Source organism: Candidatus Defluviilinea gracilis (genome assembly GCF_057138825.1).
Genome location: NZ_DBNHEF010000004.1, coordinates 1 through 25793 on the forward strand (window position 1 = coordinate 1; position 25793 = coordinate 25793).

Below are 25793 nucleotides of genomic sequence, written 5' to 3' on the forward strand. Positions count from 1 at the left end.
GGAAGTGTGTACGATATCACCGTCTCCGGCGGCGACCTGGCAGGATTCAACGGCGTGGTTGGCATCGATTTGAGCGGCGCACAGAACATCACCGATTCCCTTGGCAATGCGCTCCCCGCCGGGGAACCTGCCACCGATGAAACCTATACGCTTGACAATGGGGCTCCATCAATCACATCTTTCACACGACAAACCCCTGCCACCAGCCCGACCAATGCCGATACGCTCGTGTTCCGCGCCACTTTCAACGAAACCGTTGTCAACGTGAGCGTCGGCGATTTCGCCGTGAACGGGACAACCACCGCAACCGTCACGCTCGTCACACCCATTAGCGGAAGTGTGTACGATATCACCGTCTCGGGCGGCGACCTGGCGGGATTCAATGGAGTTGTCGGGCTTGATCTCGCTGGCGGGCAGGATATCACCGATTCCCTTGGCAATGCGCTCCCCGCCGGGGAACCCGCCACCGATGAAACCTACACAGTCGACAATACCAGCACATCGCTCATCTCATTCGCTCGTCAAATACCCGCGACCAACCCAACCAACGCAGACGTTCTGGTCTTCCGGGCCACCTTTAGCGAAGATATGCTCAATGTCGATACGGCAGATTTCACGGTCAACGGAACGACCACGGCAACAGTGACACTTGTCACACCCATCAGCGGCTCCGTCTATGACATCACCGTCTCCGGCGGCGACCTGGCAGGATTCAACGGCGTGGTTGGCATCGATTTGAGCGGCGCTCAGAACATCACAGATTCTGTTGGAAACGCGCTCCCCGCCGGCGAACCCGCCACCGATGAAACCTACACAGTCGACAACTCGGGACCCATCGTCACCGCCTCAGTACCGGCAAACACCGCCACCGTAACCGGACCAACCCAGTTAACCGTCACCTACAACGAAGATGTAAAAAATGACGCCTCGGCAGGCGCGGCGAACAACATCGTCAATTACCTGCTGGTCGAAGCCGGCGTGAACGCCGCCTTCGATACGCTTTCATGCCTGGGCGGCGCGGTTGCCGACGATACAGCCATAACGATCAATACCGCCGCCTACACAAACAACGGCGGAAGCGGTCCATTTATTGCCACGCTCGATATCAACGGCGGCATCCCGCTTCCCGTGGGAACGTATCAACTCTACGTGTGCGGAACCACATCCATCGAGAATCTGATCAACCTTGAATTAAACGACGGGCTGGTAGATACGATCATCCGGTTCACAGTGATCGGCGGAGGCGCAGGCGGCGGAGGCGGGGGAAGCGCGCCCGCAAACCAACGCAGCGCTGTGCCAGCCACGGGCTTCCCGCAAGGCATACTCACCACCCTGCCGCTTCAACCTGCGGAAAAAGCCTACACCGCCACAAGCCTGTGGATCGAAATTCCGCGCCTCGGCGTAAAGATGAACATTGTCGGCATCCCACAGACAAAAGACGGCTGGGATGTGACCTGGCTTGCGCGCGATGCCGGCTGGCTCAACGGCTCGGCATTCCCCACCTGGCAGGGCAACTCAGTCCTCACCGGTCACGTATGGACAGAAACCAACAAACCCGGCCCCTTCAACAAACTCAAAGACCTGCAATATGGCGACCAGGTCAAGATCCACGCCTTCGGTCAAGTATTCATTTACGAGATCCGCGAATCGGCATTGATCTCCTCCACCGACACAACATCAATGATGAAGCACGAGGAAAAAACCTGGCTCACCCTCATCACCTGCGAAGGGTTCAACGCCAAGACAGGCGACTACCTCTACCGCCGCATGGCGCGCGCCGTGCTGGTCAGCGTGATCGCAGACAAATAACGCCCGTAAATAAAACCGGCGCTACCGTTTTTAACGGGAAACCTTTTTTTCAAACGCAAAGGACACGCCGGTCACAAAGGAAAACGCAAGGAATCTAGGCTCCTTTTTGCCTTTGTGTACTTTGTGCCCTTCGTGGTGAAGCTCTTCCCCGTTAATGACGGGAGACCCATAAAATCAAAAGAGTCCATCGTTGAACCGGTGGACTCTTTTGATTCAATACGCTTCAGAGATGACAAACACTGGACGCGAATACCCCGCGCCCAATGGATGAAAATCAAATCGCTTCATTTCCGACGGGAAACCTGACAACCGCGCCTCGGCTTTTTTCCCCGCGTATATGGTATTTTTGAGCAGGTTCTAGCCTTTTTCATCCTGTATCTTGTATGGAATGGTCATGAGAAACCCGATCGCGATAATAACCTGCCCAATGAGCACTCCCGCCGATTGCCATGGACCGAAATACGGGACGTTCGGCAACGGCTGAGTGCCCAATCCGAAAATATCCGCCATGCCCGTAAACACCGCGATCACATAACCCGTGCTCACCAACCGCAAACCAAAATCGGCAACGATACTCCGTTGCTCCCTGCCCCACAGCGCCATGAGCCCAATAGACCCGCCCACACAGATCATCGCCAACCCAATGAGAAAAACGGAAATTTGAATAAACCCAACCACCGTACTACGATCCCAACCAAACCAGCCGGGTTTTGCCCCCACAGTAAAAATAAACAAGCCCAGCCCAATAAGAATTAGGCTGAGTCGGATTCGCAAACGCGAAACTCGAAAACCGGGTTCGCCGTTCATTTCGGCAAATGCTCTCGTAAAAATCTCAGCCAATTGCCGCCCAAAATATTTTCCGCGTCCGCTTCAGTGTAGCCGCGCTCAAGCAACTTGCCGCGCACCATCTGCAGGTCGGCGATGGTATCCAACTCGGCAGGGATCGACTGCAAGCCAAAGCCGCCGTCGAAATCAGAGCCGATTGCCGCATGGAGGGAATTGCCCGCGATCTGGCACACATGGTCGATGTGAGCCACGTACGCATCCAACGGTACCTCCTCGCGGCTCGCAGTTTTGCGGTTCCAACCTACCTTGAGAAAGGTGTTGAACGGGATGAGCCCCTGCACGCCGCCGCGTTCGATCAACCCTGCAATGACGCGATCAGACACATGGCGGTTTGACTCTGACCCTTTCATCAGCGCGGCGCAATTCGAATGACTTGCCATCACCGCGCCTTCATAACGATCGAGAGACTCCAACGCGGCGGCTTCGTCCATGTGACTCAGGTCGAGGATGAAATTAAAATCTGCCATGGCAGAAATCAACTGGCGCCCTTCGTCGGTCAGCCCGCCGGGTTCGCCGGTGCCGCCGCAGTAGCGCGTTCCCACCCAGGCAAGACCGATCATGCGCAAGCCCAGTTCCCACCATTCGGAGAGTTCCTTAATAGAGCGAATTCCCTCCGCGCCTTCCATGAGCATCACCAATCCCACCGGGGGTCCTTCGTCTTCACGCGCGGGCTGTGACCAATGTTGAAGATGGGAATCCAGTTCGCCCGTCGAGGCGATGAGGCGGAATTTGTCCGGGTGCGAATCCGCAAGTTTGCGATAGGCAGTCGCCTGGTCGCGATAGAGTTTGCGAGCGGTGTCGAAGTCGGGATACCACAGGCTGTCCCACGTTTCTTTTTTTCGCGCGGGGGTGGCGAACAATGTCGAGAATACGACCGCCACATTGCCGCGTTGGTATTCGCGCCATCCGAGCGTGCAATCGCCCATGCGTTCGGGGATGAGGGTGCTCGCTTCGAGGCGGCGCGTTTCAGCCACCGGGCGCGTGTAATCGCGCTTGAAGGTGAGCATGTTCCAGGCAAGGTCCTGGTGAGAGTCAACGATGAGAGTCATACATTCAAAAAAGCGCCCCGCGAGGGCGGGACGCTTGCCTTTTATTTTTCCTCGGTCGATTCGGTCGGCGGATCGAACGGTGAATCTCCCGCAGGATCATCATCTTCGGCGTCGAACTCCGCCGCGAGCATTTTGAAATCTTTGTCGGCGAAGGCGGCCGAGTCCACTTTGCGAAGGCTCAAGCCAATGCGATGCTGGTCGGCGTCGATGCGGATGACGCGCAGGGTTTTCACATCGCCCTCGTGCAACGCTTCCTTCGGGTGTTCGATGCGCTGTTCTGAAATTTCGGAGATGTGAATAAGACCTTCCACATCTTCGTCGAGGCGGGCAAACGCGCCAAACTTCGTCAGGCGCGTGATCTTGCCTTCCACAAGTTGACCGACGCTGTACTTTTCGATGCGCGCGCGCCACGGATCGTCTTGTAAAGCGCGCACCGACAAACCGATGCGCTTCTTTTCACGATCGATGTTGATCACCTTCACTTTCACTTCCTGCCCAACTTCGAGCGCTTCGCGCGGGTGATCGATATGATCCCACGAAAGTTCTGAAAGATGCACCAACCCGTCCGCGCCGTTGACGTTGATGAAGGCGCCGAAACTGGCGAGGCTGGTCACGCGCCCGGTATAGACCTGGCCTTCCTGCAATTCGTCGATGACGCGCTCTTTCAACGACTGGCGCGATTCGGCGCTGGCCGCGCGTTCCGAAACGATCAGGCGGCGGCGTTCTCGGTCCACTTCAATCACACGAATGGAGATGGGTTGCCCTACCATCTTCTGATATTTTTGCTCGGGTGTTTCGCCGGCGATCTGGCTTCGGCGCAACGCCCCGATCTGTGACGATGGGAGAAATCCGCGCAAGCCTTCCACAGCCGCGATCAGCCCGCCCTTATTGAAGCCGATGATCTTGGTTTCGATCACCACCGCGTCGGTGATAAGTTTTTCCACGTCGTCCCATGAAATTTGTTCCTGCGCGCGTTTGAGGGAGAGGACAACGTTCCCGTTCGCGTCTTCGGGATTGATCACGAACGCATGGACTTCCTGCCCGACCGACAACGCCTCGATCTCCGCCGGGGTGAGTTGATCCAATTCTCGACCGGAGACCACACCCTCAGATTTCGCGCCAATGCTGATGAGAATCTGGCTGGGGCTGATGCTGGCAATTGTCCCTTTGCGAATCTCGCCAGCCTGTGGCAGGTCGACGTTTAATTCCTGCTCATTGAGCAGTGATTCCATGGTTTGATTGTTCGCATGATTTTGTTCTCCCTGCGGATTGCGATCGCTCCCTTGGGTAGGCAGGGCTTGGTTTTCGTCTGTCACTTGATACTCCGGTTGATAAAAATGTAAGCGGGATTATACAGGTGAATGTACAAGTTGACAACCCGCCCAGACAACCATGTGAAAAAAAATATTCGGGATGGCGGAGAAACTCCCGCCGGATTCACCTCACCGGCTTTAGTTTGGGAATTTTTCAAACACGCGTTATAATCACGCTTCGGAGTCACATTAATGCCACCTATTTTTCCCTTCACAGCTATTGTAGGACAGGAGCGCATGAAACGCGCTCTGATCTTAAACGCCGTAGATACGCGTATCGGCGGCGTGCTTATTCGCGGCGAACGCGGCACTGCCAAATCCACCGCGTCGCGCTCGCTTGCCGCGCTGCTTCCCAGCGTTAAAGTAGTGGACGATTGCCGCTTCGGGTGCGACCCCGACAAGCCCAACACCTGGTGCACCGAATGTAAGGAACGGTTCGCCGGCAACAAAAAAATTCCATCGCACACGCGCACAACCTCGTTCGTAAACCTGCCCGTTTCCGCCACCGAAGACCGCGTGGTCGGCACGCTTGATATCGAGCAGGCGATTCAAAAAGGCGAACGACACTTTGAGCCGGGCGTGCTCGCCGGCGCGAATCGCGGCTTGCTCTACATTGACGAAGTCAATTTGTTGGACGATCACGTGGTAGATGTTCTCCTGGACTCTGCCGCGATGGGAACCAACATGGTCGAACGCGAAGGGATTTCGTTCTCACACCCCGCCCGCTTCATTCTCGTGGGGACGATGAATCCCGAGGAAGGCGAGCTTCGCCCGCAATTGTTAGATCGTTTCGCCCTCTCGGTGGATATCGTCGGCATCCGCGACGCGCGCGAACGCGTGATGATCATGGAACGCAACCTGGGTTTCGAACAAGACGCGGAGTCGTTCCGTCAGCAGTGGAAACTGAAAGAGGATGAGCTATCGCGCCAAATCGAAAAAGGACGCGAACTCGTCGGCGAAGTTAAACATACCAGCCGCGATTTGCTGTCCATCGCCGCGTTGACCGCATCTCTCAATGTGGACGGTCACCGCGCCGACTTGGTCATCTTGAAAGCCGCGCGCGCCCAAGCCGCATTTGAAGGTCGCACAAAGATCAACGACCACGATATCGCGCTTGCCGCCGAACTGGCGCTCCCCCACCGCATCAAACGGACTCCTTTCCAGCAAGCCGAGATGACGACCGAGCAATTGCAGGAACGCATCGAGCAATTGGCGGGGCAGTCTATGCCGGATGAGTCTGAAGCGGACGAGTCTGAGTCTCAGCAGAATAAAACCGAAGAAAAAAAAACTTAAAGCTCGAAGATGAGCGCGAGGAAGGTCCGCAGGAGGGCAAGCCTGAGCCAATGCCGCAGGATGTGTTTGCGAACACGTCGGCGAATTGGTGGGAAGGCGGACAGAAAGTAAAAGCGGGAGAGAAGTTCCAACCCCGCAAATTAAACACGCCTCTCGATAAACTCACCCGCAAACAGGCGGGACGGCGTTCGCTTACCAAAACCGAGCGCAAACACGGACGGTATATCAAAGCGCGTCCCGCCGGTGAAAAGAAGGACGATATCGCCTTCGATGCCACCATTCGCGCCGCCGCGCCTCACCAGAAAAAACGGACAGAAAAAAGAAAACGGCTTGCTTTTGCCATCGAGTCGTCGGACTTGCAACGCAAGATCCGCGTGAAGCGCGTGGCAAATCTTGTATTGTTTTTGGTGGACGCTTCGTGGTCCATGGCGGTCGCTGAGCGCATGAACGCGACGAAGGGCGCGATCTTGTCATTGCTCACGGACGCGTATCAACGCCGCGACCGAGTTGGGCTGATCGTCTTCCAAAAAGATCGGGCGACGCTCGTGTTGCCCCCAACAAATTCGGTTCAACTTGCCCAGCGCGCGTTGATGGACATCCCCGTCGGCGGGAAGACCCCGCTTTCGGCGGGCTTGTTCATGGCGGCGGATGTGTTGCGGCAAGAGAAACTCCATCACCCCGATGTGGAACCATTGTTGATCGTTCTCACCGACGGCGCGGGGAACGTGTCCATTGGCACAATGCCCCCGCAAGAGGAATCGTACAAATTCGCCGAACTCATCGCCAACGAAAAGATCAAATGTGTGGTCATCAACATGGAACACGCCGCTTTCGATCAGGGACTCGCGCAACAATTGGCGAATCACCTCAAAGCGCCGTGTTACGCGCTCAGCGAGTTAAAAGCGGAGAATTTGTATCATGCGGTGAAGGATGAGATGGCGAAGCCGATGAAGAAGTGACGAAACAGAGACCTCCGAGATTTTAAAAATCTCGGAGGTCTGCGTTGAGAAAAACGAAGAGACTGTCACCTTGCAGGTGACAGTCTCTTTTTAAACAAAATAAAGCATCAGGCAAGCGATCCCCGCGCAGATGGTTAGGAGCAAGAGCAGGGCAATGACTGCAAGTCGTTGCGGGGTGGCGCCGCGTAGATCGTCGCGGTATTGCCCTACGTGCCCTAGGCTAATGAGTAAAGATGCAATGAACTCGAAAAGTTCAGCCAATGAACTCGCTCCGTTAAACCAGTGGTTGGCGCTGATTTCGCTGATTCAAAAGAAAGAAAAATCCGCGTGTTCAGCGTGAATCTGCGTCCCGATTTTGAAAGTGTAAGGTAATCAATGGTTAGTGATCATCTCATGGCTTGGTGGTTTCGATATATCCTGCGAACTGCGCGCGGGACTGATTACTCGACCACCCTGTTTGTTACGATGATTTTCCCTTCAACAATTCATCCACCAGCGCCGCGGGAACCTGCACGGCGACTACCTCTCCTTTCACAGTGACAACACCATTGGCAACGATCCATTCTTCGATGACGACTTTACGCCCTTTGTGTTCTTTCACTTTGCCGCGCACTTCGAGTTCGATGCCGAGCGGAGTTGGTTTGAGGTAATCCACATGCAGAGACGCGGTGAGAAAGCGCGTGTTGGGATCCGAATTGGGGTCCGTTTCTTTCGCGGCGCGATAGGCGACTCCGGCGGCTGTCCCGGTGCCGTGACAGTCAATGAGGGAGGCGAGCAGTCCGCCGTAGACGTAGCCGGGGATGGCGATGTGGTACGGCTTGGGCATGAAACGACAAACAGACTCATCGCCGTCCCAATAACTTTGGATGTGATGCCCGTGTTCGTTGAGGGTGCCGCACCCATAGCAGTGGGCGTAGGATTCGGGGTAATACTCTTGGAAGGCTTTTTGGGTCATTGGTTTTCCTTTTTGTCATGGAGTTCCGGTCACCGCCGTACTCACAGGGAGCGAGGCCGGGGATGAGGTTTCCGCCGGGGAGGGCGAGACAGTTGCACTCGGGGTGGGAATCGCATTGGGCGCGTCGCCTTGTATGACGAATTGCCCCACCACCTTGTAGTCGAGTCCAACAAAGATTTGCACTTCGTACGCGCCGGGTAGAAACTGATCGGCCGGCGCCTCCCATTCGGTGAACCCGTACCCGCCGGTCTCGCCGTCCCAGGGGATGGTTTCGTAATGTGCGAGTTGTCCGTCGCGCAACCAAAGCGCGGTCCATTGGGAGCCGGGGACCATTTCGGCATAGGTGAATACAGCGCACATGTAATGAACCGGGGTTTGAAAGACAGCCGCCGCTTCGAACTCGACAAAGTTGGAGCAATTTTCAGTGAACTGCAATGGGCTAAAGACCGCGTTCGGGTTTGGCGTGACCACGCTTTCGAATAACGCTTCGATGGCAAGCGGAATGAACGGGGTTGGCGTGATGGTGGGCGTGTCGGTGACGGATGGGGTGTTGGTGATCGTCGGCGATAACGTGATGGTGGGTGAAAGCGTGATGGTGGGCGAAAGCGTGATGGTCGGTGACAGGGTGATGGTCGGCGAGGGAGGAAAATACCGATACGCCACAGGTTCGCCAAAAATGGATAGCCAAATGGCAAACGCGAGCGTCAACACGCCGAGAACGAATGTGACTAATCCGCCGCGTTGTCGTTTGATCTTGATGCGGTAGAACGAAAGTTTTCGCGCGGAGATAAATGCGCGCAGGCCTGAACGCATCACAACGAACGCGCCGATGAAGAGGAAGAAAACGGCGGCAATGATTCCCGCGCGGATATCCATGGAAAAGATTATAGCAGGGGGGATGGAAAAGGATGAAGATCGAATTGGGTAGTTGGGTAGTTGGGTAGTTGGGTAGTTGGGTGGTCATGAAAACGCTAGCGCGCGTACTTATTACTTGTTTACTTGTTTACTTGTTTACTTTTTTGCTTGTTTGCCTGTTTGCTTGTTTGCCTGTTTGCCTGTTTGCTTGTTTGCCTGTTTGCTTGTTTGCCTGTTTGCCTGTTTGCTTGTTTGCCTGTTTGCTTGTTTGCCTGTTTGCCTGTTTGCTTGTTTGCCTGTTTGCCTGTTTGCTTGTTTGCCTGTTTGCTTGTTTGCCTGTTTGCTTGTTTGCTCATGAACGTTAGGGCGGTGTTGGGGTGCGTGTTGGGGTGCGTGTTGGGGTACGCGTGCGGGTGAATGTGGAGGTTAGCGTTGGGCGCGGCGTGCGCGTCGAAGTCAATGTTGGCGTGAGGCTTGGCGTGAAGGTTTGTGTCGGCGTTGAACTCGCGGTTTGGCTCGGCGTGACGGTCGCAGTCATTGTGTATGTGGAAGTCGGTCGCGGGGTGCGGGTGAATGTGGAGGTTAGCGTTGGGCGCGGCGTGCGCGTCGAGGTGAGTGAGGGTGTGACGCTCGGTGTGAACGTTAATGTTGAAGTATGAGTGGCTGTTGCGGTAAAGGTCTGCGTCGGTGTAAAGGTCGAGGTGGGCGTGGAGGTGATGGTCGGCGTGAATGTGATAGTTTTCGTGGGCTGGCGTGTGTCTGTAGGGCGCGGCGTCAAACTCGGCTTGACCGTTGAGGTGGGGATCGGCGTGCGTGAGGCAGTGAAGGTCGCCGATGGGATCGGCGTGTTGGTGATCGTGGAGGTGGAGGTGAATGTGGCTGTGGGTCGAGGCGTGCGCGTTTGAGTCGGCGCAATGGTTGGACGCGGCGTGCGCGTGAACGTGGGTGTCAATGTGGGACGCGCTGTGCGCGTGGTTGTAGGCGTGGAGGTGGATGAAGGCGCGGCGGTTTCAGTCGCTACGGGTGAGAAGGTTGGGGATGGGGTAAACGTTCCGGTGGCTGAGGCAGTTACACTGGGCGTGTGACTCGGCGACGGCGTCGCGGTCACGGTGGCGGTTGGGCGCTCCGTCGCGGTCTGGGTTGGGGGCGAGGTGGTCGTCGGTATCGCGGTTGCCGTGTTTGTTGCCGAGGGCGTGGGAGACGGGGGAAAGATTTGATTTGCAAGGGGTCTGCCAAACAAGGCGGAGGCGCCGCTGGCAACCAACGCGAAGAATGCGACCATGAGCCATTGACGACCAAAGCGCATGTACGATTGTCGCTTGCGATAGAACACCATGGCGCGAGCCGCTTGAATCGAACGAATGCCCACGCGCGCCGCGAGCAATGCCGCGATCGCAAAGAACACAACGAGACCGATGACGAGAATGCCCGCACTCATAAGGCGAAGATTATAATGCCTTGTTGCGGCGTGTGGCAGTCACTTGCGGAGCGCCCATCACCTCATTTACAATGGATATATGAAAGAACTCGTTTTCCTCAAACTGGGCGGCTCGCTGATCACCGATAAAACCAAGCCTTACACTCCCCTGCTGGATGTGATGGACGATCTCGCCTTGCAGATTAAAACCGCGCTTCAAACCCACCCCGACCTGCGCGTGCTCGTTGGACACGGCGCCGGCTCTTTTGGCCACGTGCCCGCGAGCGAATATAAAACGCGCGATGGACTCCCGCCGCGCGCCACGCCGTTGGTCTATCGCCAGCGCGACGACACGCAAGACAGTTACTGGAAGGGTTTTGCCGAGGTCTGGTATCAGGCGTCCACGTTGAATCGATTCGTGATGGAGGCATTCCACAAAGCGGATGTGCGCGCGATTTCTCTGCCGCCCTCGTCCAGCGTGATCTCAAGTAACGGGCAAGTGTCGGTCTGGGATACGACGCCGATCCGCATGGCTCTCGCAGCGGATATCGTGCCGGTGGTGTTCGGCGACACCATCTTCGATGAAGTGCGCGGCGGGACGATCCTTTCTACCGAGGATTTATTTATGTACCTCGCCAACGCGCTTCACCCCGACCGAATCTTGCTCGCGGGGTTGGAAGCCGCCGTCTGGGAAGACTTCCCCGCGCGCACGAAGAAGGTGGGAAAGATCACACCCGCTTCGTTCAACGAGATTCAATCGGGCGTCGGCAAGTCTGCGGCGGCAGATGTGACCGGTGGCATGGAGTCGAAAGTGAAGCAGATGCTTGCGTTGGTCAAAAAGCATGAAAACCTCACCGTACAAATTTTCTCCAGCGATGAGCCGGGGAATCTTGTCCGCGTGTTGGGAGGCGAAACGTTGGGGACGGTGATCAGTTCGTAGAAAGTAGAAAGTAGTAACGACTTTAGTCGTTACAGGCGCGAGGCAGTTGTTGTTCTTTTCCAATTTGATCAAGCAATCATCCTAACCACCGAGACACGGAGAACTTGTATTGAGCCTGCCGAAATAAAACCATTAAAAAAACTCCGTGACTCAGTGTGTCCGTGGTTCAAAGCGGAACGGAAGGATGGCTCGGTTAAATTCTTGATATCCAATATAGGACTTACGCAGTTGAACCGGTTGCGCCGTAGTTGCACTGCGGCGGTGGCAGTACAACTGCCCGCCAACTTCGTAAGTCCTGCAAAGTCGTTTTTAGCGCAAAGTCAGGCGACTCAAGTCGCCACTACAAATAATTCAGAGGAGACACCATGGCAACAAAAACCAGCAAGGGGAAGAAATCTGTGAAGAAACTCGTTCGGAAGGTCAAAGCGGCGAAGAAAGCGCCAGCATTCAAGCCAACCAAATTGAAATTGCTACGACCGGTCCCTTCCAATATCGAGATCGCGCAGGCGGCAACGGTCAAGCCGATTCTACAAATAGCGAAAGAGTTGGGAATCCGCGAGAACGAACTGGAGTTATACGGTCCCTACAAAGCCAAGATCAAACTCGAAATTCTCGAGCGCCTCAAGGACAAACCCAACGGCAAATATGTGGTCGTGACCGCCATCACGCCGACCCCGCTTGGCGAAGGCAAAAGCACCACCACCGTAGGCTTGTCGCAAGCGCTGGGCGCGCACCTCGGCAGAAAATCGGTTGCCGCCATCCGCCAGCCCTCACAGGGACCGATCTTCGGGATCAAAGGCGGCGCGGCTGGCGGCGGATATTCGCAGGTTATCCCGATGGAAGATTTCAACCTGCATCTCACCGGCGACAACCACGCCATCACCGCCGCGCACAACCTGGTCGCCGCCGCGCTGGATGTGCGCGTGATGCACGAAAAACAACAAGACGGCGAAAAGATGTTCAACGCGCTCTGCCCGATGGACAAAAAAGGCAACCGCAAATTCTCGCCCACCATGTTGCGCCGCGTGAAAAAACTCGGCATCAACAAAACCAATCCCAATGACCTCACGCCCGAAGAACGGAGTCGCTTCGCGCGGCTCGACATCGACGAAGCCACCATCACCTGGCGGCGCGTGCTGGATACCAACGACCGCTTCCTGCGCGAAATTCAAGTGGGACTTGGCAAAGACGAAGCGGGATACGAACACCGCTCCGGCTACGACATTACGGTTGCTTCAGAGATCATGGCGATCCTCGCGCTGACGACGAGCGTCAAAGATATGCGCGAACGCTTCGGCAAGATGGTTGTCGCCACGAACAAGAACGGCGAAGCCGTGACGGTGGAAGACCTCGGCGTGGCGGGCGCGGTCACCGTGTTGATGAAGGACGCGATCAAGCCGAACCTGATGCAGACTCTCGAAGGCAACCCCGCCACGGTTCACGCCGGACCGTTTGCCAACATCGCCCATGGCAACAGTTCCATCCTCGCCGATAAGATCGCGCTCAAACTCGTCGGCAAGGACGGTTTTGTCTGCACCGAAGCCGGCTTCGGCGCGGATATCGGCATGGAAAAATTCTTCAACATCAAATGCCGTTACTCCGGTTTGATCCCGCATGTGGTGGTGATGGTTACCACCGTCCGCGCGTTGAAAATGCACGGTGGCGGACCGAAAGTGGTGGCGGGTAAACCTCTCCCAACGGAATACACCGACGAGAATCTCGAACTGCTTCGCGCGGGCTTGCCTAACCTGGAACGTCACATCGAGAACGCGCGCAAGTTCGGCGTGAATGTGGTCGTGGCGGTCAACTCGTTCGCCACCGACACCAAAAACGAAGTGGAACTCATCCGCGATGCCGCGCTGAAGATGGGCGCCAGCGACGCGGTCGTTTCGACTCACTGGGCAGACGGCGGCGCGGGCGCGAAGAAATTGGCGGAAGCGGTGGTGAAAGCGGCGGAGATGCCGAGCAAGTTCCATTTCCTGTATCCGCTGGAGAACAACATCAAGAGCAAAATCGAAGATATCGCCGTCAAGCTCTACCGCGCCGATGGCGTGGACTACACCCCCGAAGCCGAAGAACAGATCGCGCGTTACACCCGCCTCGGGTTCGATCAACTTCCCATCTGCATGGCGAAGACGCATCTCTCGTTCACAACGGACGCCAGCAAGAAAGGCGCGCCGACGGGATTCCGCATCACAGTGCGCGAGATCCGCGCAAGCGTGGGCGCGGGATTCCTCTATCCCATCCTCGGCGATATGCGCACGATGCCGGGCTTGCCCACCCGTCCCGCCTTCTTCGATGTGGATTTGGATTTGAAGACCGGTAAAGTAGTGGGATTGTTCTAAAAACTCAGCCACAGAGCGCGCAGAGACTCTGAGAAAAAACTCAAAGAACTCTGTGCTCTCTGTGGCTATTTCTTTAGCGCCACCTTATAGATCTCCCCTTCTTCGATCTTGACAACCAACTCAAGGTCTGCGATCTCTGCCAGCAGTTTCGGGGGGACGGCATTGCGATAAATGCTGTTCGGCAGAATCCAGATGATGTAGCCGGGCTTATCGTGGGGCCAGCCTGAATAATTTTGCTTGATCTCATCCAATTCCATCGTGAACGAACGCGGCATGATCGGCGACTCGCGCCTCGTGAAAAACCAGACGCCGTCGGTATAGTTGCTGTACAACGTCGCATCGGGATTTTCTATTGCAATCCTTTGCATCGCTTTGATGATCGGATTCTCGTGAAAGGCGCGGTTGTTGTAAACGTTGTATCCGCTCGCCTCGCCGTTTTGCATTGAGGCGGAAACATATTTCACCAAACTCCAGGCGGGGTAAACTGCCAGCCAGAGGAAGAAAACCGCCGCGCCGAGTTTTTGGAGCGTGAGTTGATTCCATTTCAGATGAGGGAGAATCAGTGAATCAAAAGTAACGAACAACATCACCAGCACAAGCGAGAGTAAGCCGACATAATAGCGATCCGAGAAAAGATCAACGTGGTCCTCGGTGGTGACGGAGTACATCAGCCCGAGGATTGTCCAAGCGAAGAACGCCCACGAGACGAACGGGATCGGTTGCATCATCGTCCACGCAAAAGTTTTCCAATTCTCTTTTTTGTTGAGCAACAAAAGAATTACTGCGATTATGCCGACCACGATCCATGGATTGTCGAAGAGCGGTTGAAGCGCTGGATGATTCGGAATGAACCAGTGCAGAATCTTCGCCAGCGACAGGCGCAGGTTTTCGAGCGGATTCACGATGGAGCCGCTCACGCCCCAGAAGGAGTTATATTTGCCGATGTTGTGAAATCCAATCCACGCGGCGATGGGAATGAGGGATAGAACGCCAAACAGAAACGATTCGCGGATGCCGCGCCAGATGTCCCTGCGGTGGGCGAAGAGGATGAAACAGCCCCCCGCCGCGATGAGACTCGCCCCAAGATAACGTTGAAGAGGGGCAAGAGCCGACATGGCGATCATCCACCACAACGCGCGGCGCGAACGAGTCTGCAAATAGTCCGCGCTGGCGAAGAGGAAGATCATCGAAAAGGTGACGAAGAGCGGCTCGGAGGAAATGTTCGCGTGGATGCGAATCGCCATGTCCGAAGTGAGGATGAAGAGCGCACCGAGAAATTGACGGAGCGGTTTATCGGGGAAGGCGTAATAGACCAACGCGCCGTTGAGAAAAATATTTGCGGCGAACGTGATGATGTTGAGCCAGCTCGCTGCGAAAAGCACATCGAGACCCGTGAGGCGACTCACGCCCGCAATTTCAAGCGGATACAACGGGGGCCACCACAAAAGCGGACGCCCGGTGTGATCGAAGAAGCCTTTGCCGTCCAACAGGTTTTGAGAGATCGATAAATATTTCGTAGCGTCTGCCGACACGCCAGGACCGTACCTCGACATAACCAGCGCGGCGATCAACGCGCCCGTCAGCGAAATGGCGAGCAAAAGCCACAAGTACTTTTTATCCATTGAATACGGCATGTTTTCATTATAATGGAGGGCATGACCCCGCTCCCCGCGCAAACCATCGAAGAAGCCCTTGAGTTGATGCAGGATAAAAAACTCACCGCGTCAGACCTCGCTTCTGCCTGCCTCGGCAATATCAAGCGACTCAACCCTAAACTGAACGCGTTCATCACCGTGCAGGATTCGTTCGCGCGCAGTGTGGCAAGCACGATGATCCCCGCCTCAACTCCCCGCGCCACCTACGCGGACGTTCTGCGCGGCATCCCCATCGCCGTCAAGGATCTATTCGACACGGCGGGGATACGCACCACAGCCGGCTCGAAATTTTTCGCAGATCACATCCCCGATGAGGACGCCTTTGTGGTGGAGAAACTCAACTCTGCCGGCGCGTTCATCATCGGCAAGACCAACACGCACGAGATCGCGCTCGGCGTAACCGGGAACAATCCCCATTTCGGCACAGCCCGCAACCCGCGCGATCTCACCCGCATCCCCGGCGGCTCCTCGAGCGGGTCAGCCATCGCGGTGGCGACCGGCATGGCGCTCGGCGCGCTCGGCACCGACACCGGCGGCTCGATCCGCATCCCGGCTTCGCTATGCGGCGTGGTCGGGTTCAAACCCACGTATGGGCGCGTCAGCCTGCGCGGCGTGTTCCCCCTCTCGTGGAATCTCGACCACGTTGGTCCGCTGACTCGAAGCGTGAAAGATGCGGCGCTGTTGTTGCAGGCTATCTCGTCGTATGACGCGTTCGACCCCGCCTCGATCAAAATGTTGAACGGCGATTATCTCGGTCATCTGACAGATGATATGGCGGGCAGGCGCATCGCGTTCGCTGTGGGCGACTATTTTGCAAGCGCGGACGCGGACGTGTTGCAAGCCGCGCGCGATGCGGCAAACGTATTTGAGGGCATGGGGTGCATCGTCGAAGAGATCGGCATGGATTGGTTGCGCGACGCCGCATCTGCCAATAAGACCATGACGCAAGCCGATGGCGCGGCGGCGCACCGCGATCGCTTGAAGGAACATCCCGAATGGTTCGGCGAGGATGTGCGCCGCCGGTTGCAAGAGGGCGCGAAGACCACCTCCACCGAATACGCGTTGGCGAGGCGGACTCAAGCCGAAATGAAGAAACGATTCGAGTTGTTCTTCGAAGCGCACGATTTGCTGATCCTGCCGACCACGCCCATCCCCGCGCCGACCATCGAAGGTCACGACGCGGTGGAGCAAGCCGCGCGGCTGACGCGCTTCACCGCGCCGTTCAACCTCACGGGTCTGCCTGCGCTCTCCATCCCATGCGGATTCACTTCCAGCGGACTACCCCTCGGCTTGCAGATCGTCTCGCGCGCCTGGGGCGACGCGAAAGTTTTGAACGCCGGGTACGCCTTCGAGCAGGCGACGGAATGGGGCGAAAAATCTCGTAGTATGGTCTAACAAAAACCGCCCCGGCGAATTTTGCCGGGGCGGTTCTCAACGTCATAAAATCCTGCAAACCTTTTCTAGCAATCAGGATAATAATAGGCGTCACCCGATTGGGGAGGCATTGATACGCCACAATGCACCCACGTTTCCGGGCTGTTCGGCAAAAACTCAAAATCGTAGTCCTCATTCCAATACATGTTATGGTAATCTTCGATCACATCGCCATATTGCGCCGGGACATCCTGGCAGTAGTCTCCAATGTGCTGCCAGTACGTGAAATTTAAAGCCCAATCGAATACGTTATAACAATATGTAGTGGGTCTCGTGAACGGCGCGACATAGGTCCAGAAAGTCGAACCGCCAAACATGACAGTCACATTGCCTTGCGCGTTTCTCGAAGCGGTACAGCGGACGGTTTCATCATCCAATTGCCGGCAATCCAGCCCGTAATCTTCCCCGCCTTGCACATGCGCGGAACCTTTCAAGTGCGCCCCGGAAAACTCGCCGGACACCTTGAAGAGGAATACGGTCCCGTTCATGCCCGCAGTCGCGCTGAGCAGGGTCAAAGCGGAGCCTGCCGAAGGCGCCGCCAAAACATTGCCGGTGACCATTGTCAACATCGAAAGCGCGAGACAAATAACAAACAACTTCTTCTTCATAATTAACTCCTTTTGGGTTTATCGCTCAACCTTGTTGAGCGTGATATGCAATCATGACGCTCGACTCAACAATCGAATACATAGAAAGCCACCTCTTTGCCAAGTTGTAAGGCTGGTTCAGAATGGTATGATTTCCCCATGCCGCTCGAAACGAAACCCCGCTTCTACCTCCCCGAATTGGACAGGTTGCGATTTATCGCGCCAACTTCCCGTCAGTTTACAGGTCGTCGCGCGCGATCAACATCATGTACTCCGATCTTGTATAAGCCCTGACCCAATTCGCAGCAGAGATCACGGGGGACATTGCGTTGACGAGCGAACACAAGCGCAAAGTTTCTCACACCAAAGAAAATTTCCACAATTATCTGTTGGCGGCGCGCAAACGGTGGGAACATCAGGAATATCTCCCCCACCACCCGGCTTCCTCGTCGGAATGATGCAATTCGGGATGCCCACATTCTGCACCACCGACACAACTCCCTGCGCGGGGTATGGCACGCAGACATTTTGACCGGGGAGATAATACGTACCTACCGGGCATTGCGGAAGCGGAACACTGCCATCCTGCCCCGGTTGAGCCGAGCAACATTGACTGTTCGGGTCATAGTTATAACCCGGCAAACACTGTCCTGGCCAGCCTTGTGAAACGCATTGATTTCCCTGTTGCTGGAACCCTAGCGGGCACGCCGGACTGCCCGGCAAAGATTGCTGGCAATCGGCTTTAATCGAAATGGTCGTCGGCGAAAGACAACTGTATTGACCGGGATTGCCGGTGGGCGAACAAGTCCCCGCATCCACCGCCGCTCCCGGGGGACCGGTAAAACTCACATTCGCCGAGCCAGCCTGATTCACACAGATCGGCACAACTTGAATCGCTACCGTGGGGCAGGTCTCTGAAGGCGCGCCTCCGCCGCCAGGCGAGCCGGGCGCGGCGTCCTGTCCGTACACCAACGCGGCGGCGCACATCGGCGCAAAATACATCGGGTCTTCCACCACACAGCGGAAGCCGAGATCGTTGCGTTGCTCCACCGGGGCAAGCGAGAGGCGCCGCGCCGATTCGGATTCGTACGCGGGGGAGTTGAATCCGCTGGAGCGCACAGACCGACGGAGGGCAAGATCGGGACCCAGCGGGTCGTCCAGCGGCGAATTGTTGTAATAGTTGGCATCGTACCAATCCGCCACCCATTCATACACATTACCCGCCATATCGAAGGCTTCGTAATAACTCTGCCCCGCAGGGTGATCGATCACTTTCGATGTTTCGTATTCACACGTGCCATAGTTCACCAGATCGCACTGCGGCGTCGCGTCGCCCCACGGATAAATGTTCCCATCCGGTCCGCGCGCGGCTTTTTCCCATTCGGCTTCGGTCGGCAAACGCCCATTCACGAACGAACAATACTCCGAGGCTTGCTGATAATTCACGCCCGTCACCGGATGATTCGCCCGCACCGGGTCGCCATAGCCGCCGTTCTTATCGACATTTGGCGGCGAGCATTTGCCCAACAAAACACACAGCGCATATTGCGAATTCGTGACCTTCGAACGATATAACCAAAAATCGCTGACATTGACTTCATGCTCAGGGTTATCGTCCCCGCCATGCCCCATGGTGAACGGACCGCCCGGCACCGCCACGAGCGTGCTCCCATCCACATACAGGAATTTCGATCCCACTTCCATCGGAGGACCGGAAAGGTCGACCGGCGCCTGCGTGATCGTCTGCGGCTGTGTCGGCTGGATCGGGACTTCCGTCAAGACAGGCGGTTCAGTCCCGACGGGAGGCTGGATCGCGCTCCCCGGCTCGCTCGTCGCCTGAGGCATCGCCCCCAAATTGCATGCGGACATGAGGAACGCGCCGATAAAAAATATCGAGACGATACTATTCAACTTCTTCATGGAGAAAATTCCTTGCGAGAGTCTGAAGTTCACAATGATGTAATTATACAAGCCGCCCTGAAACCTGAACCCTTACAAATGGGTGATGAAGTTTTCGCCACATTCGATCAGCGCGCAACCCTGAGGGCGACAACTCACCGCCGGTACAACGCCATCTCCCACACGAACAACCTGCGCGTGGATATTCTTTTCAACCCCTCTTTATTCAGCAACGCCTCCATCTCCGCTACGGGATGCACAAATACGCGAAATGGGTCTCTGCGAATCCGCTGAATCAAATTTGCCGCTTTCACCACCACTTTCGACAACCACGTCTCGCGCGGATAGGTGAGAGCGATTGCTTGACGACTCTTCGACGAAGCCGCTTTCAACAACTCACGAAAGTTCGGGTAACAACACACCACACGATCCAGCGTGACCACATCCACCTGCGGAAGTTCATCCGCCACATCCGTAAAATCGGCATGGATGAATTTCACCTGCGCCTCATGCCCCAGCCGCTTTGCCTCCTCCGTCGCCACCATGAGATACGCCGACGACGCGTCCACATGCGTTGCCTCTCGCGCCACATCGTTGAGCAACTCGTGGTGAATCGCCCCGATCCCCCCGCCGATATCCAACAGCGCGGCATCCTTCAACCCCAATGAACGCACCGCTTCGAGGATTAATCGGGTTTGTTTGGCGGGACCACGGCGGCGATAATCTCTGAGATTCGCTTTGGCTGACGCCTCAGTGAAGGTGTTGTTTTCAATTTCACAGCAATTACAGGGCATAAGACCTCCGCTCAAGATCAAGGAGAATGAAACTCGATCAGCCGTAAACTTCCATCAAAAAACCATCGTCCACCCGCCGCATCAAAAGCGGGCGAAAATAACGACGGCGCATAAGGATATACTCTGAATTTGTCTGGCACATCCATTAGGTCCAACAATGTCGGCATAATGTTGCTGTGACTCGCCAGAAAATTCTCGTCAGAGGATGCGGGCAGGTTGCGCCCCAGCATGAGGAGCGGGATAGTCGCCTCCATTGGCGTGTCATTGCAATGCAACCAACTTACGCCGTTTTCGAATAGCGTCTGCCCGTGATCGGATGTATACAGGATCGTCGTATCCGTAAGGATTTGAGGATCTGCCAACAGCCGCTCAAAGAACGCGTTCACATTGTACATCACGCCGTTATCATACGGGTTGGTCACCAACTCGGGTTGGCTGGTGTACTCGCCGGGGACTGGACCCCAGAGTTCGAAACCCGCAGGGTACGAGTTTTCATATAAAAAATGGACGCCGCGTTTGTTCAACACAATAAAATTCCCTGTATCGTTCATCGTTCGCTCCACGATCCAGTCTGCCGCGCGAAAATCACTTTGAATATCATCGCCCAGGTCTTTCGCTTTGATCCATACATCGATATATTCAAGATCGTCCGGGGTCAGCCCATTCCAAAAGGTGTTCGTTTGGGCATCCATGTAAACCGTTTCATATCCCATTGCCTTCGCGTATTGGAATACAGTGGGATGCGTTTCCACCATCCCAAATTCATCCACTCCAGGACGAACCCCGGTCAAGATCAAGGCATTGGAAGGGTAACTGCACGTCGCGCCTGCCACAGCCAGTCCCCAATTCCGAATTGAATCGCTGTGGCGAAGCAATTCATCCAGAACGGGCGTTGTCGCGCGGGCGTATCCATTAACGCTGAGGTGGTCGCCGCGGATGCTTTCATCGATCACCAAAACAATGTTGTTTTGCGGCGCAACGGATTGTTGAAAGCCGACATCTGCCCGCGCAGACGGTCGGAGCTCATTAAAAATAAAACGCGGTATCGTCTGGTAAAACGAGGAGACGGATGTTCCTAAACTGAGCGACTTGCCTGTCAATGTATATGAAAAACAAAGCGCCGCCAGAAATAGAAATAAGCTCCAAGCTCTACGCCCGTTGTGGGTTGTCCTCTCTTTTTCCCAAAAAACAAATAATACAATAACAAATCCTGCAACAGGGAAAATGAACCGCCAGTCAAAATACAATGCCCCTGCCCCCGTCCATGTGCTATAGGGTGTCGAGAAAGCGATATGTAAGTCTACATCTGACATGAACCGTTTTACAGCCTTCCAGAATCCATATTCGACGAGAGACGAAACAGTAAGTAAAATTACTGGAATAATCTGAATGTTGCGGGGAAGTTTTAACGATACCCAAGTGAACCAAAAGAAGATCCCAAGCGATGCGATACCAGACAAAACCGCGACCAACTTCTCGTCGAACGGACGCAAGGTCATGGTAAGTTGAAAAAAGCGGAACTGCTGAAAGTCAAACAGGGTTTCTTCGAAACTATATAAGAACGTCACAAACAAAAGCGCGCCCGTGAACGCTCGGTTGGAAAACACCCTCTTGAAACGCGAAAAATTTCCCGCCATAGTATTACAACTGTTCCGTTATCTTCTCGTAAAACTCCAACGACCCCGGATTGATCAACGCATCCCGATTGCTCACCGCCCGCCCGTTCAAAATATTCGTCACCGCGCTTTCAACTTTCTTCATGTTCAACGTGTACGGAATCTCCGGTGTTTCGAGAATCACCGCAGGGACGTGCCTCGGTGAGGCATTCTCTCGCAACGTCCTTTTGATTTTGTCTTTCAACTCATCCGTGAGCAAAAATCCCGCCGCGAGTTTGACGAACAGGATCACGCGCTGGTCGTCCTGATAGTTCTGTCCCACCGCGAGGCTGTCTGCAATTTCGGGCAGGTTCTCCATCTGCGCATAAATCTCCGCTGTGCCGATGCGCACGCCTGAAGGTTTCAACACCGCATCCGAGCGCCCGTAGAACGTCACGCCGCCGGTGTCTTTGTGGATCAACACATAATCACCGTGACGCCACACACCGGGATACACATCGAAGTACGCCTTGTGATATTTCGAGCCGTCAGGGTCATTCCAAAAATACAACGGCATCGAAGGCGCAGGCGCTTCACAGACCAACTCGCCCTGCTCATCGAAAATCGGCTGTCCCTTTTCATTATAGGACTTTATCTTCATCCCCAACGCCGCGCTCTGCAACTCCCCCGCATACACAGGGACAATGGGACTCCCCGCCGCGAAACAGCCGTTGATGTCCGTGCCGCCCGCGATGGAATTGAAGTGCAAGTCTGCTTTGATCTCTTTGTACACGTATTCAAACCCATCCGCGGAGAGCGGCGAACCCGTCTGCGAGATTTCGCGCAGGGACGATAGATCAAAACTCGCGCGCGGAGAGATGCCTTCTTTTTTCAAGAAGTGGATATAACTGGCGCTGCACCCGAAGATGGAAATTTTCTCATCTTGAATCAACTTCCACATCGCGCCCGCGTCGGGGAAGTTCGGGTTGCCGTCATAAAGAACAATCGTCGCGCCGACCGCCAGCGAACTGACCAGCCAATTCCACATCATCCAACTACACGATGTGATGTAGAAAATCTTGTCGCTTCGTTTGAGGTCGGTATGCAAGATCAATTCCTTGAGGTGATTGATCAGCACTCCGCCCGCCGACTGCACAAGGCACTTCGGCTTGCCCGTCGTCCCCGACGAGAACATGATGTAGTGCGGATGATCGAACGGCAACTGCTCAAACTGGATTTCAAGATTTTTCTCTTTCGCAAGAAAATCTTCATAATGAACCGAATTGGGGATTTGAGAAATATCAGGCTTCTCGCGCGTGTACGAAACGACGATCACTTTTTTCAACGATGAGATTCCCCGCGCCACCTCCGCCGCGTGAGCCAGCGTATCGAACGCCTTGCCTTTGTAGAAATATCCATCCGCGGTGATCATCACCTTTGGCGCGACTTGTCCCAGCCGTTCAACCGCCGCGCCGGGACCGATGTCGGTGGCGCACGAAGCCCACGTGGCGCCGAGGCTTGCCGCCGCCAACATGCAAACGACCGTCTCGATCAGATTCGGCATGTATCCCACCACCCGATCACCCACATCAACGCCCGACTCTTTCAACGAATGCGCCAGCCGCGCCACCGAGTCATATAACTCGGCATACGTCATCCGCTTCGAGGTTTGCGTCTCGCCGATGAAAACGAATGCCGCATGATCGTCACGATAGCGCAGAAGGTTTTCGGCGAAGTTCAACTTCGCGCCGGGGAACCACTTTGCGCCCGGGAAGACGGATAAATCCGTCACTACGGAGTCGAATCGCTTTGAGGCTTTGATCTCGGCTAAGTCCCATACTTCCGCCCAAAAGTCAGCGAGATTTTCCACCGACCACTGATATAAATCCGAATACGAAGCGAGATTCAACCTCCGCCGCGCATTGACCGCGTCCATGAAGCGCGTGATGTTCGTGTCTCGTTTACGTTGTTCGGTGGGAATCCATAATGGAGTTCGCATGTTCATCTCCTCCCCGTCATTATATGACTATTTTTGCAGACAGCCGATGAGTTGATTGACAGCGCCCTGCGGTTCGGATTTCGTCAACGCCAGCACGGGGACTTCCGCAACTGAATACACTTCGCGCATATCACCCGCCACCCATTGTCGTGGCAGGATTCCAACGGCATTTGATTCACTATTCAGCACATCAGACATCTGTTGCGGATTGACTGCCACAAACGCGGACGACGAAACGCTTCTTCCCTCCATTACAAGTTGGTCGAACACCTTCTGCACATCCGCCTCTGACGCATACACCCACACCTGCGCGGATGGGTCGCCAAGTCCCATGAACAACGCGCGCGCCTCGTCGAGAGTCAAATTTTGGAGCGGGCTTTGACGATCTGTCACGATCAATATTTCCTCTTCGTCAATCTGATACGCAAACGAAGATAAAAATTCTGGCTCACCAATTTGCAACGCGATGTCGGCGGAGTTGGGATCGTCCACGCGGACGAGGGTGGCAACCGAATCCGCGCAGGCATAGAGATCGCTCAACCACGGCTCGGCGGCGAAGGTCGAATAGACGGAGACAACTTGAGGCGGGGTCTGAGGCGGGTTCGTCGAGCAGGAAAATAAAAGGAAAGAGAAAAGCGCCGCCCTGAGCTTGTCGAAGGGAAGAAAGAAAAAAAACGTGGGGCGGATTGCGCGAAGCGATCTGCCCGTTCGGTCTGCAGGATACTTGTTCTTTTCACAATTAGTCGAACAATAAATCGAACCACTGAGACACGGAAGCGCTGAGAAAAACCAATTAAAAAAACTCCGTGACTCAGTGTCTCCGTGGTTCAAAACAGAGCGCAACGATTGCTCGGTTAAGTTCTTAATATGCAACCATCCCGCGCCGCGATTCACCACTTCTCGATCAACTCCGCGATCAACTTTGTTTTTTGTTCAAGGCTGTCTGCAAAAATAAATTCGCGCTCCGAGTGATAGCCCTCGCCCACCGCGCCCATGCCGTCGAGCAAGGGAATGCCGAGCGGCGCGACAAAATTTCCATCCGACGCGCCGCCTGTGCCGCCCGCCATGAGTTCCATGCCGATTCGCGCCGCGATAGTTTTCGCTTTTTCAAACGTGGATTTCATCCGCTCATCGAACGGCATCGGCGGACGATTCAAATCGCCAACGACCTCAATAGATGTTCCATCGAGAACGGGTTTGAGTTTTTGCATTTCCGATTCGAGTCGCTCCCACTCGCCCGCCTGCATCACGCGCACATCCACTTCGATGCGCGCTTCCTCTGGCACAACATTCGACACCGTGCCTCCGCGCATCACGCCGACATTCACCGTTGTTTGTTTTTCATAATCGGTCAGTTTTTGAATCGCGATCACTTGATGCGACATCTCTTCGATGGCGTTGCGTCCCGCCTGATGATCGCCGCCCGCATGCGCCGCGCGTCCGTGAACCGTGACCGAAAATCCGCCCGTGCCTTTGCGCCATGTTTTCAGCGAGCCGTCGAGCAACGCGCCTTCCATCACCAACACCAGCGCGGACTCTTTCGCCAGCGACTCAATTAATTCGCGCGATGTGTGACTGCCGATCTCTTCATCGGATGTGCATAACAACGTGACCGAACGCTTCAACCCCGACCTTTGAGCTGACTCGACTGCGGCAAGCGCGATGGCAATCCCAGCCTTCATATCCAGCGTGCCAGGACCGAAAATTTTCCCGTCCTCTTCGCGGTAGGGAGTTTTTTGAATCGTGCCGATGGGGAAGACGGTGTCCATGTGGCAGAGAATTAAAATTGAAGGTTGAGGGTCAAAGGTCGAAGGTCGGGCTGGCGAGAACCGAGCTAAGACATGATCGCCAGTTTCCTTGTTGGAGATGACTTCAACCTGCCCGCCCAATTTGCGCGCTTCTTCAGCGACAATGACTCCGACGCGGTCAACGGCGGATTTATCGTGCGACGGAGATTCGGTTTCGACGAGGGTCTTTAGGAGTTGCGTTAGTTTCATGGTTTCATAGTTCCATAGTCAATAAAGTTATCAGTGAACAGTGATCAGTTTG

General features: G+C 55.3%; 22 protein-coding genes. 6 read left to right on the top strand and 16 right to left on the bottom strand.

What is annotated here, in order from left to right; all coding sequences use genetic code 11:
- A partial coding sequence (locus tag AC16KF_RS00270) for a sortase (protein WP_484035272.1) occupies positions 1-1809 on the top strand: 1809 nt, incomplete at its 5' end.
- Between the two features lie 357 nt (positions 1810-2166).
- On the opposite strand, the gene AC16KF_RS00275 is transcribed toward AC16KF_RS00270, so the two are convergent.
- From AC16KF_RS00275 to AC16KF_RS00285, 3 genes are read right to left on the bottom strand one after another with little or no spacing between them, the layout of a single operon-like run.
- Positions 2167-2616, bottom strand: a complete 450-nt coding sequence (locus AC16KF_RS00275; protein WP_484035273.1) for a hypothetical protein — start codon at positions 2614-2616, stop codon at positions 2167-2169.
- Positions 2613-3704: a dipeptidase gene (locus AC16KF_RS00280; RefSeq protein WP_484035274.1), complete on the bottom strand. Its 1092-nt coding sequence runs from the start codon at positions 3702-3704 to the stop codon at positions 2613-2615. Before AC16KF_RS00280 ends, AC16KF_RS00275 begins: the two co-directional genes overlap by 4 nt.
- 41 nt (positions 3705-3745) lie before the next feature.
- On the bottom strand, positions 3746-5020 hold the full coding sequence (locus AC16KF_RS00285; RefSeq protein WP_484035275.1) for a 30S ribosomal protein S1: 1275 nt from the start codon (positions 5018-5020) through the stop codon (positions 3746-3748).
- A 234-nt stretch (positions 5021-5254) separates the two neighbouring features.
- Here AC16KF_RS00285 and AC16KF_RS00290 point away from each other — a divergent pair, with 234 nt between their 5' ends.
- Both AC16KF_RS00290 and AC16KF_RS00295 read left to right on the top strand, forming a co-directional pair.
- Entirely contained in the window at positions 5255-6310 is a 1056-nt protein-coding gene (locus tag AC16KF_RS00290) for a magnesium chelatase ATPase subunit I (protein WP_484035276.1), read from the top strand.
- A gap of 50 nt (positions 6311-6360) precedes the next feature.
- Positions 6361-7269: a vWA domain-containing protein gene (locus AC16KF_RS00295; protein WP_484035277.1), complete on the top strand. Its 909-nt coding sequence runs from the start codon at positions 6361-6363 to the stop codon at positions 7267-7269.
- A gap of 90 nt (positions 7270-7359) precedes the next feature.
- Here AC16KF_RS00295 and AC16KF_RS00300 read toward each other — a convergent pair whose 3' ends face one another.
- From AC16KF_RS00300 to AC16KF_RS00320, 5 genes are all read right to left on the bottom strand, one after another.
- Positions 7360-7530, bottom strand: a complete 171-nt coding sequence (locus AC16KF_RS00300; protein ID WP_484035278.1) for a hypothetical protein — start codon at positions 7528-7530, stop codon at positions 7360-7362.
- Between the two features lie 199 nt (positions 7531-7729).
- Positions 7730-8224, bottom strand: a complete 495-nt coding sequence (locus AC16KF_RS00305) for a PaaI family thioesterase (protein WP_484035279.1) — start codon at positions 8222-8224, stop codon at positions 7730-7732.
- Between the two features lie 15 nt (positions 8225-8239).
- The gene (locus tag AC16KF_RS00310) at positions 8240-9100 is read right to left on the bottom strand and encodes a hypothetical protein (protein WP_484035280.1); all 861 of its coding nucleotides are present in this window, start codon (positions 9098-9100) and stop codon (positions 8240-8242) included.
- A 119-nt stretch (positions 9101-9219) separates the two neighbouring features.
- Positions 9220-9435, bottom strand: a complete 216-nt coding sequence (locus AC16KF_RS00315; RefSeq protein ID WP_484035281.1) for a hypothetical protein — start codon at positions 9433-9435, stop codon at positions 9220-9222.
- Between the two features lie 5 nt (positions 9436-9440).
- Positions 9441-10517 (bottom strand): hypothetical protein, encoded by a 1077-nt coding sequence (locus AC16KF_RS00320; protein ID WP_484035282.1) that lies wholly within the window; start codon positions 10515-10517, stop codon positions 9441-9443.
- 79 nt (positions 10518-10596) lie between these two features.
- Between AC16KF_RS00320 and AC16KF_RS00325 the strand changes: the two genes are divergently transcribed.
- Positions 10597-11436: an isopentenyl phosphate kinase gene (locus AC16KF_RS00325; RefSeq protein ID WP_484035283.1), complete on the top strand. Its 840-nt coding sequence runs from the start codon at positions 10597-10599 to the stop codon at positions 11434-11436.
- Positions 11437-11801: 365 nt separating this feature from the next.
- The gene (locus AC16KF_RS00330) at positions 11802-13781 is read left to right on the top strand and encodes a formate--tetrahydrofolate ligase (protein WP_484035284.1); all 1980 of its coding nucleotides are present in this window, start codon (positions 11802-11804) and stop codon (positions 13779-13781) included.
- A 65-nt stretch (positions 13782-13846) separates the two neighbouring features.
- Here the strand turns inward: AC16KF_RS00330 and AC16KF_RS00335 are convergent, their stop codons facing one another.
- Positions 13847-15403 (bottom strand): ArnT family glycosyltransferase, encoded by a 1557-nt coding sequence (locus AC16KF_RS00335; RefSeq protein WP_484035285.1) that lies wholly within the window; start codon positions 15401-15403, stop codon positions 13847-13849.
- A gap of 33 nt (positions 15404-15436) precedes the next feature.
- Here AC16KF_RS00335 and AC16KF_RS00340 point away from each other — a divergent pair, with 33 nt between their 5' ends.
- A complete protein-coding gene (locus AC16KF_RS00340) occupies positions 15437-16831 on the top strand; it encodes an amidase (RefSeq protein ID WP_484035286.1) in 1395 nt (464 codons plus the stop codon).
- Positions 16832-16896: 65 nt separating this feature from the next.
- Here the strand turns inward: AC16KF_RS00340 and AC16KF_RS00345 are convergent, their stop codons facing one another.
- The 7 genes from AC16KF_RS00345 to AC16KF_RS00375 all read right to left on the bottom strand — a co-directional run bounded on the left by AC16KF_RS00345 (position 16897) and on the right by AC16KF_RS00375 (position 25741).
- A complete protein-coding gene (locus AC16KF_RS00345; RefSeq protein ID WP_484035287.1) occupies positions 16897-17478 on the bottom strand; it encodes a hypothetical protein in 582 nt (193 codons plus the stop codon).
- 291 nt (positions 17479-17769) lie between these two features.
- A complete protein-coding gene (locus tag AC16KF_RS00350) occupies positions 17770-19377 on the bottom strand; it encodes a formylglycine-generating enzyme family protein (RefSeq protein ID WP_484035288.1) in 1608 nt (535 codons plus the stop codon).
- A gap of 134 nt (positions 19378-19511) precedes the next feature.
- Positions 19512-20150: a class I SAM-dependent methyltransferase gene (locus AC16KF_RS00355; RefSeq protein WP_484035289.1), complete on the bottom strand. Its 639-nt coding sequence runs from the start codon at positions 20148-20150 to the stop codon at positions 19512-19514.
- 17 nt (positions 20151-20167) lie between these two features.
- A complete protein-coding gene (locus AC16KF_RS00360; protein WP_484035290.1) occupies positions 20168-21463 on the bottom strand; it encodes a sulfatase-like hydrolase/transferase in 1296 nt (431 codons plus the stop codon).
- Positions 21464-21791: 328 nt separating this feature from the next.
- On the bottom strand, positions 21792-23744 hold the full coding sequence (locus AC16KF_RS00365; protein WP_484035291.1) for an acetoacetate--CoA ligase: 1953 nt from the start codon (positions 23742-23744) through the stop codon (positions 21792-21794).
- 27 nt (positions 23745-23771) lie between these two features.
- Complete coding sequence (locus tag AC16KF_RS00370) at positions 23772-24284, bottom strand: hypothetical protein (protein ID WP_484035292.1); 513 nt, start codon at positions 24282-24284, stop codon at positions 23772-23774.
- 350 nt (positions 24285-24634) lie between these two features.
- Positions 24635-25741 carry a M20 family metallopeptidase gene (locus AC16KF_RS00375; RefSeq protein ID WP_484035293.1) on the bottom strand — a complete coding sequence of 369 codons (1107 nt, stop codon included), beginning with the start codon at positions 25739-25741 and terminating at the stop codon, positions 24635-24637.
- Between the last annotated feature and the right edge of the window lie 52 nt (positions 25742-25793).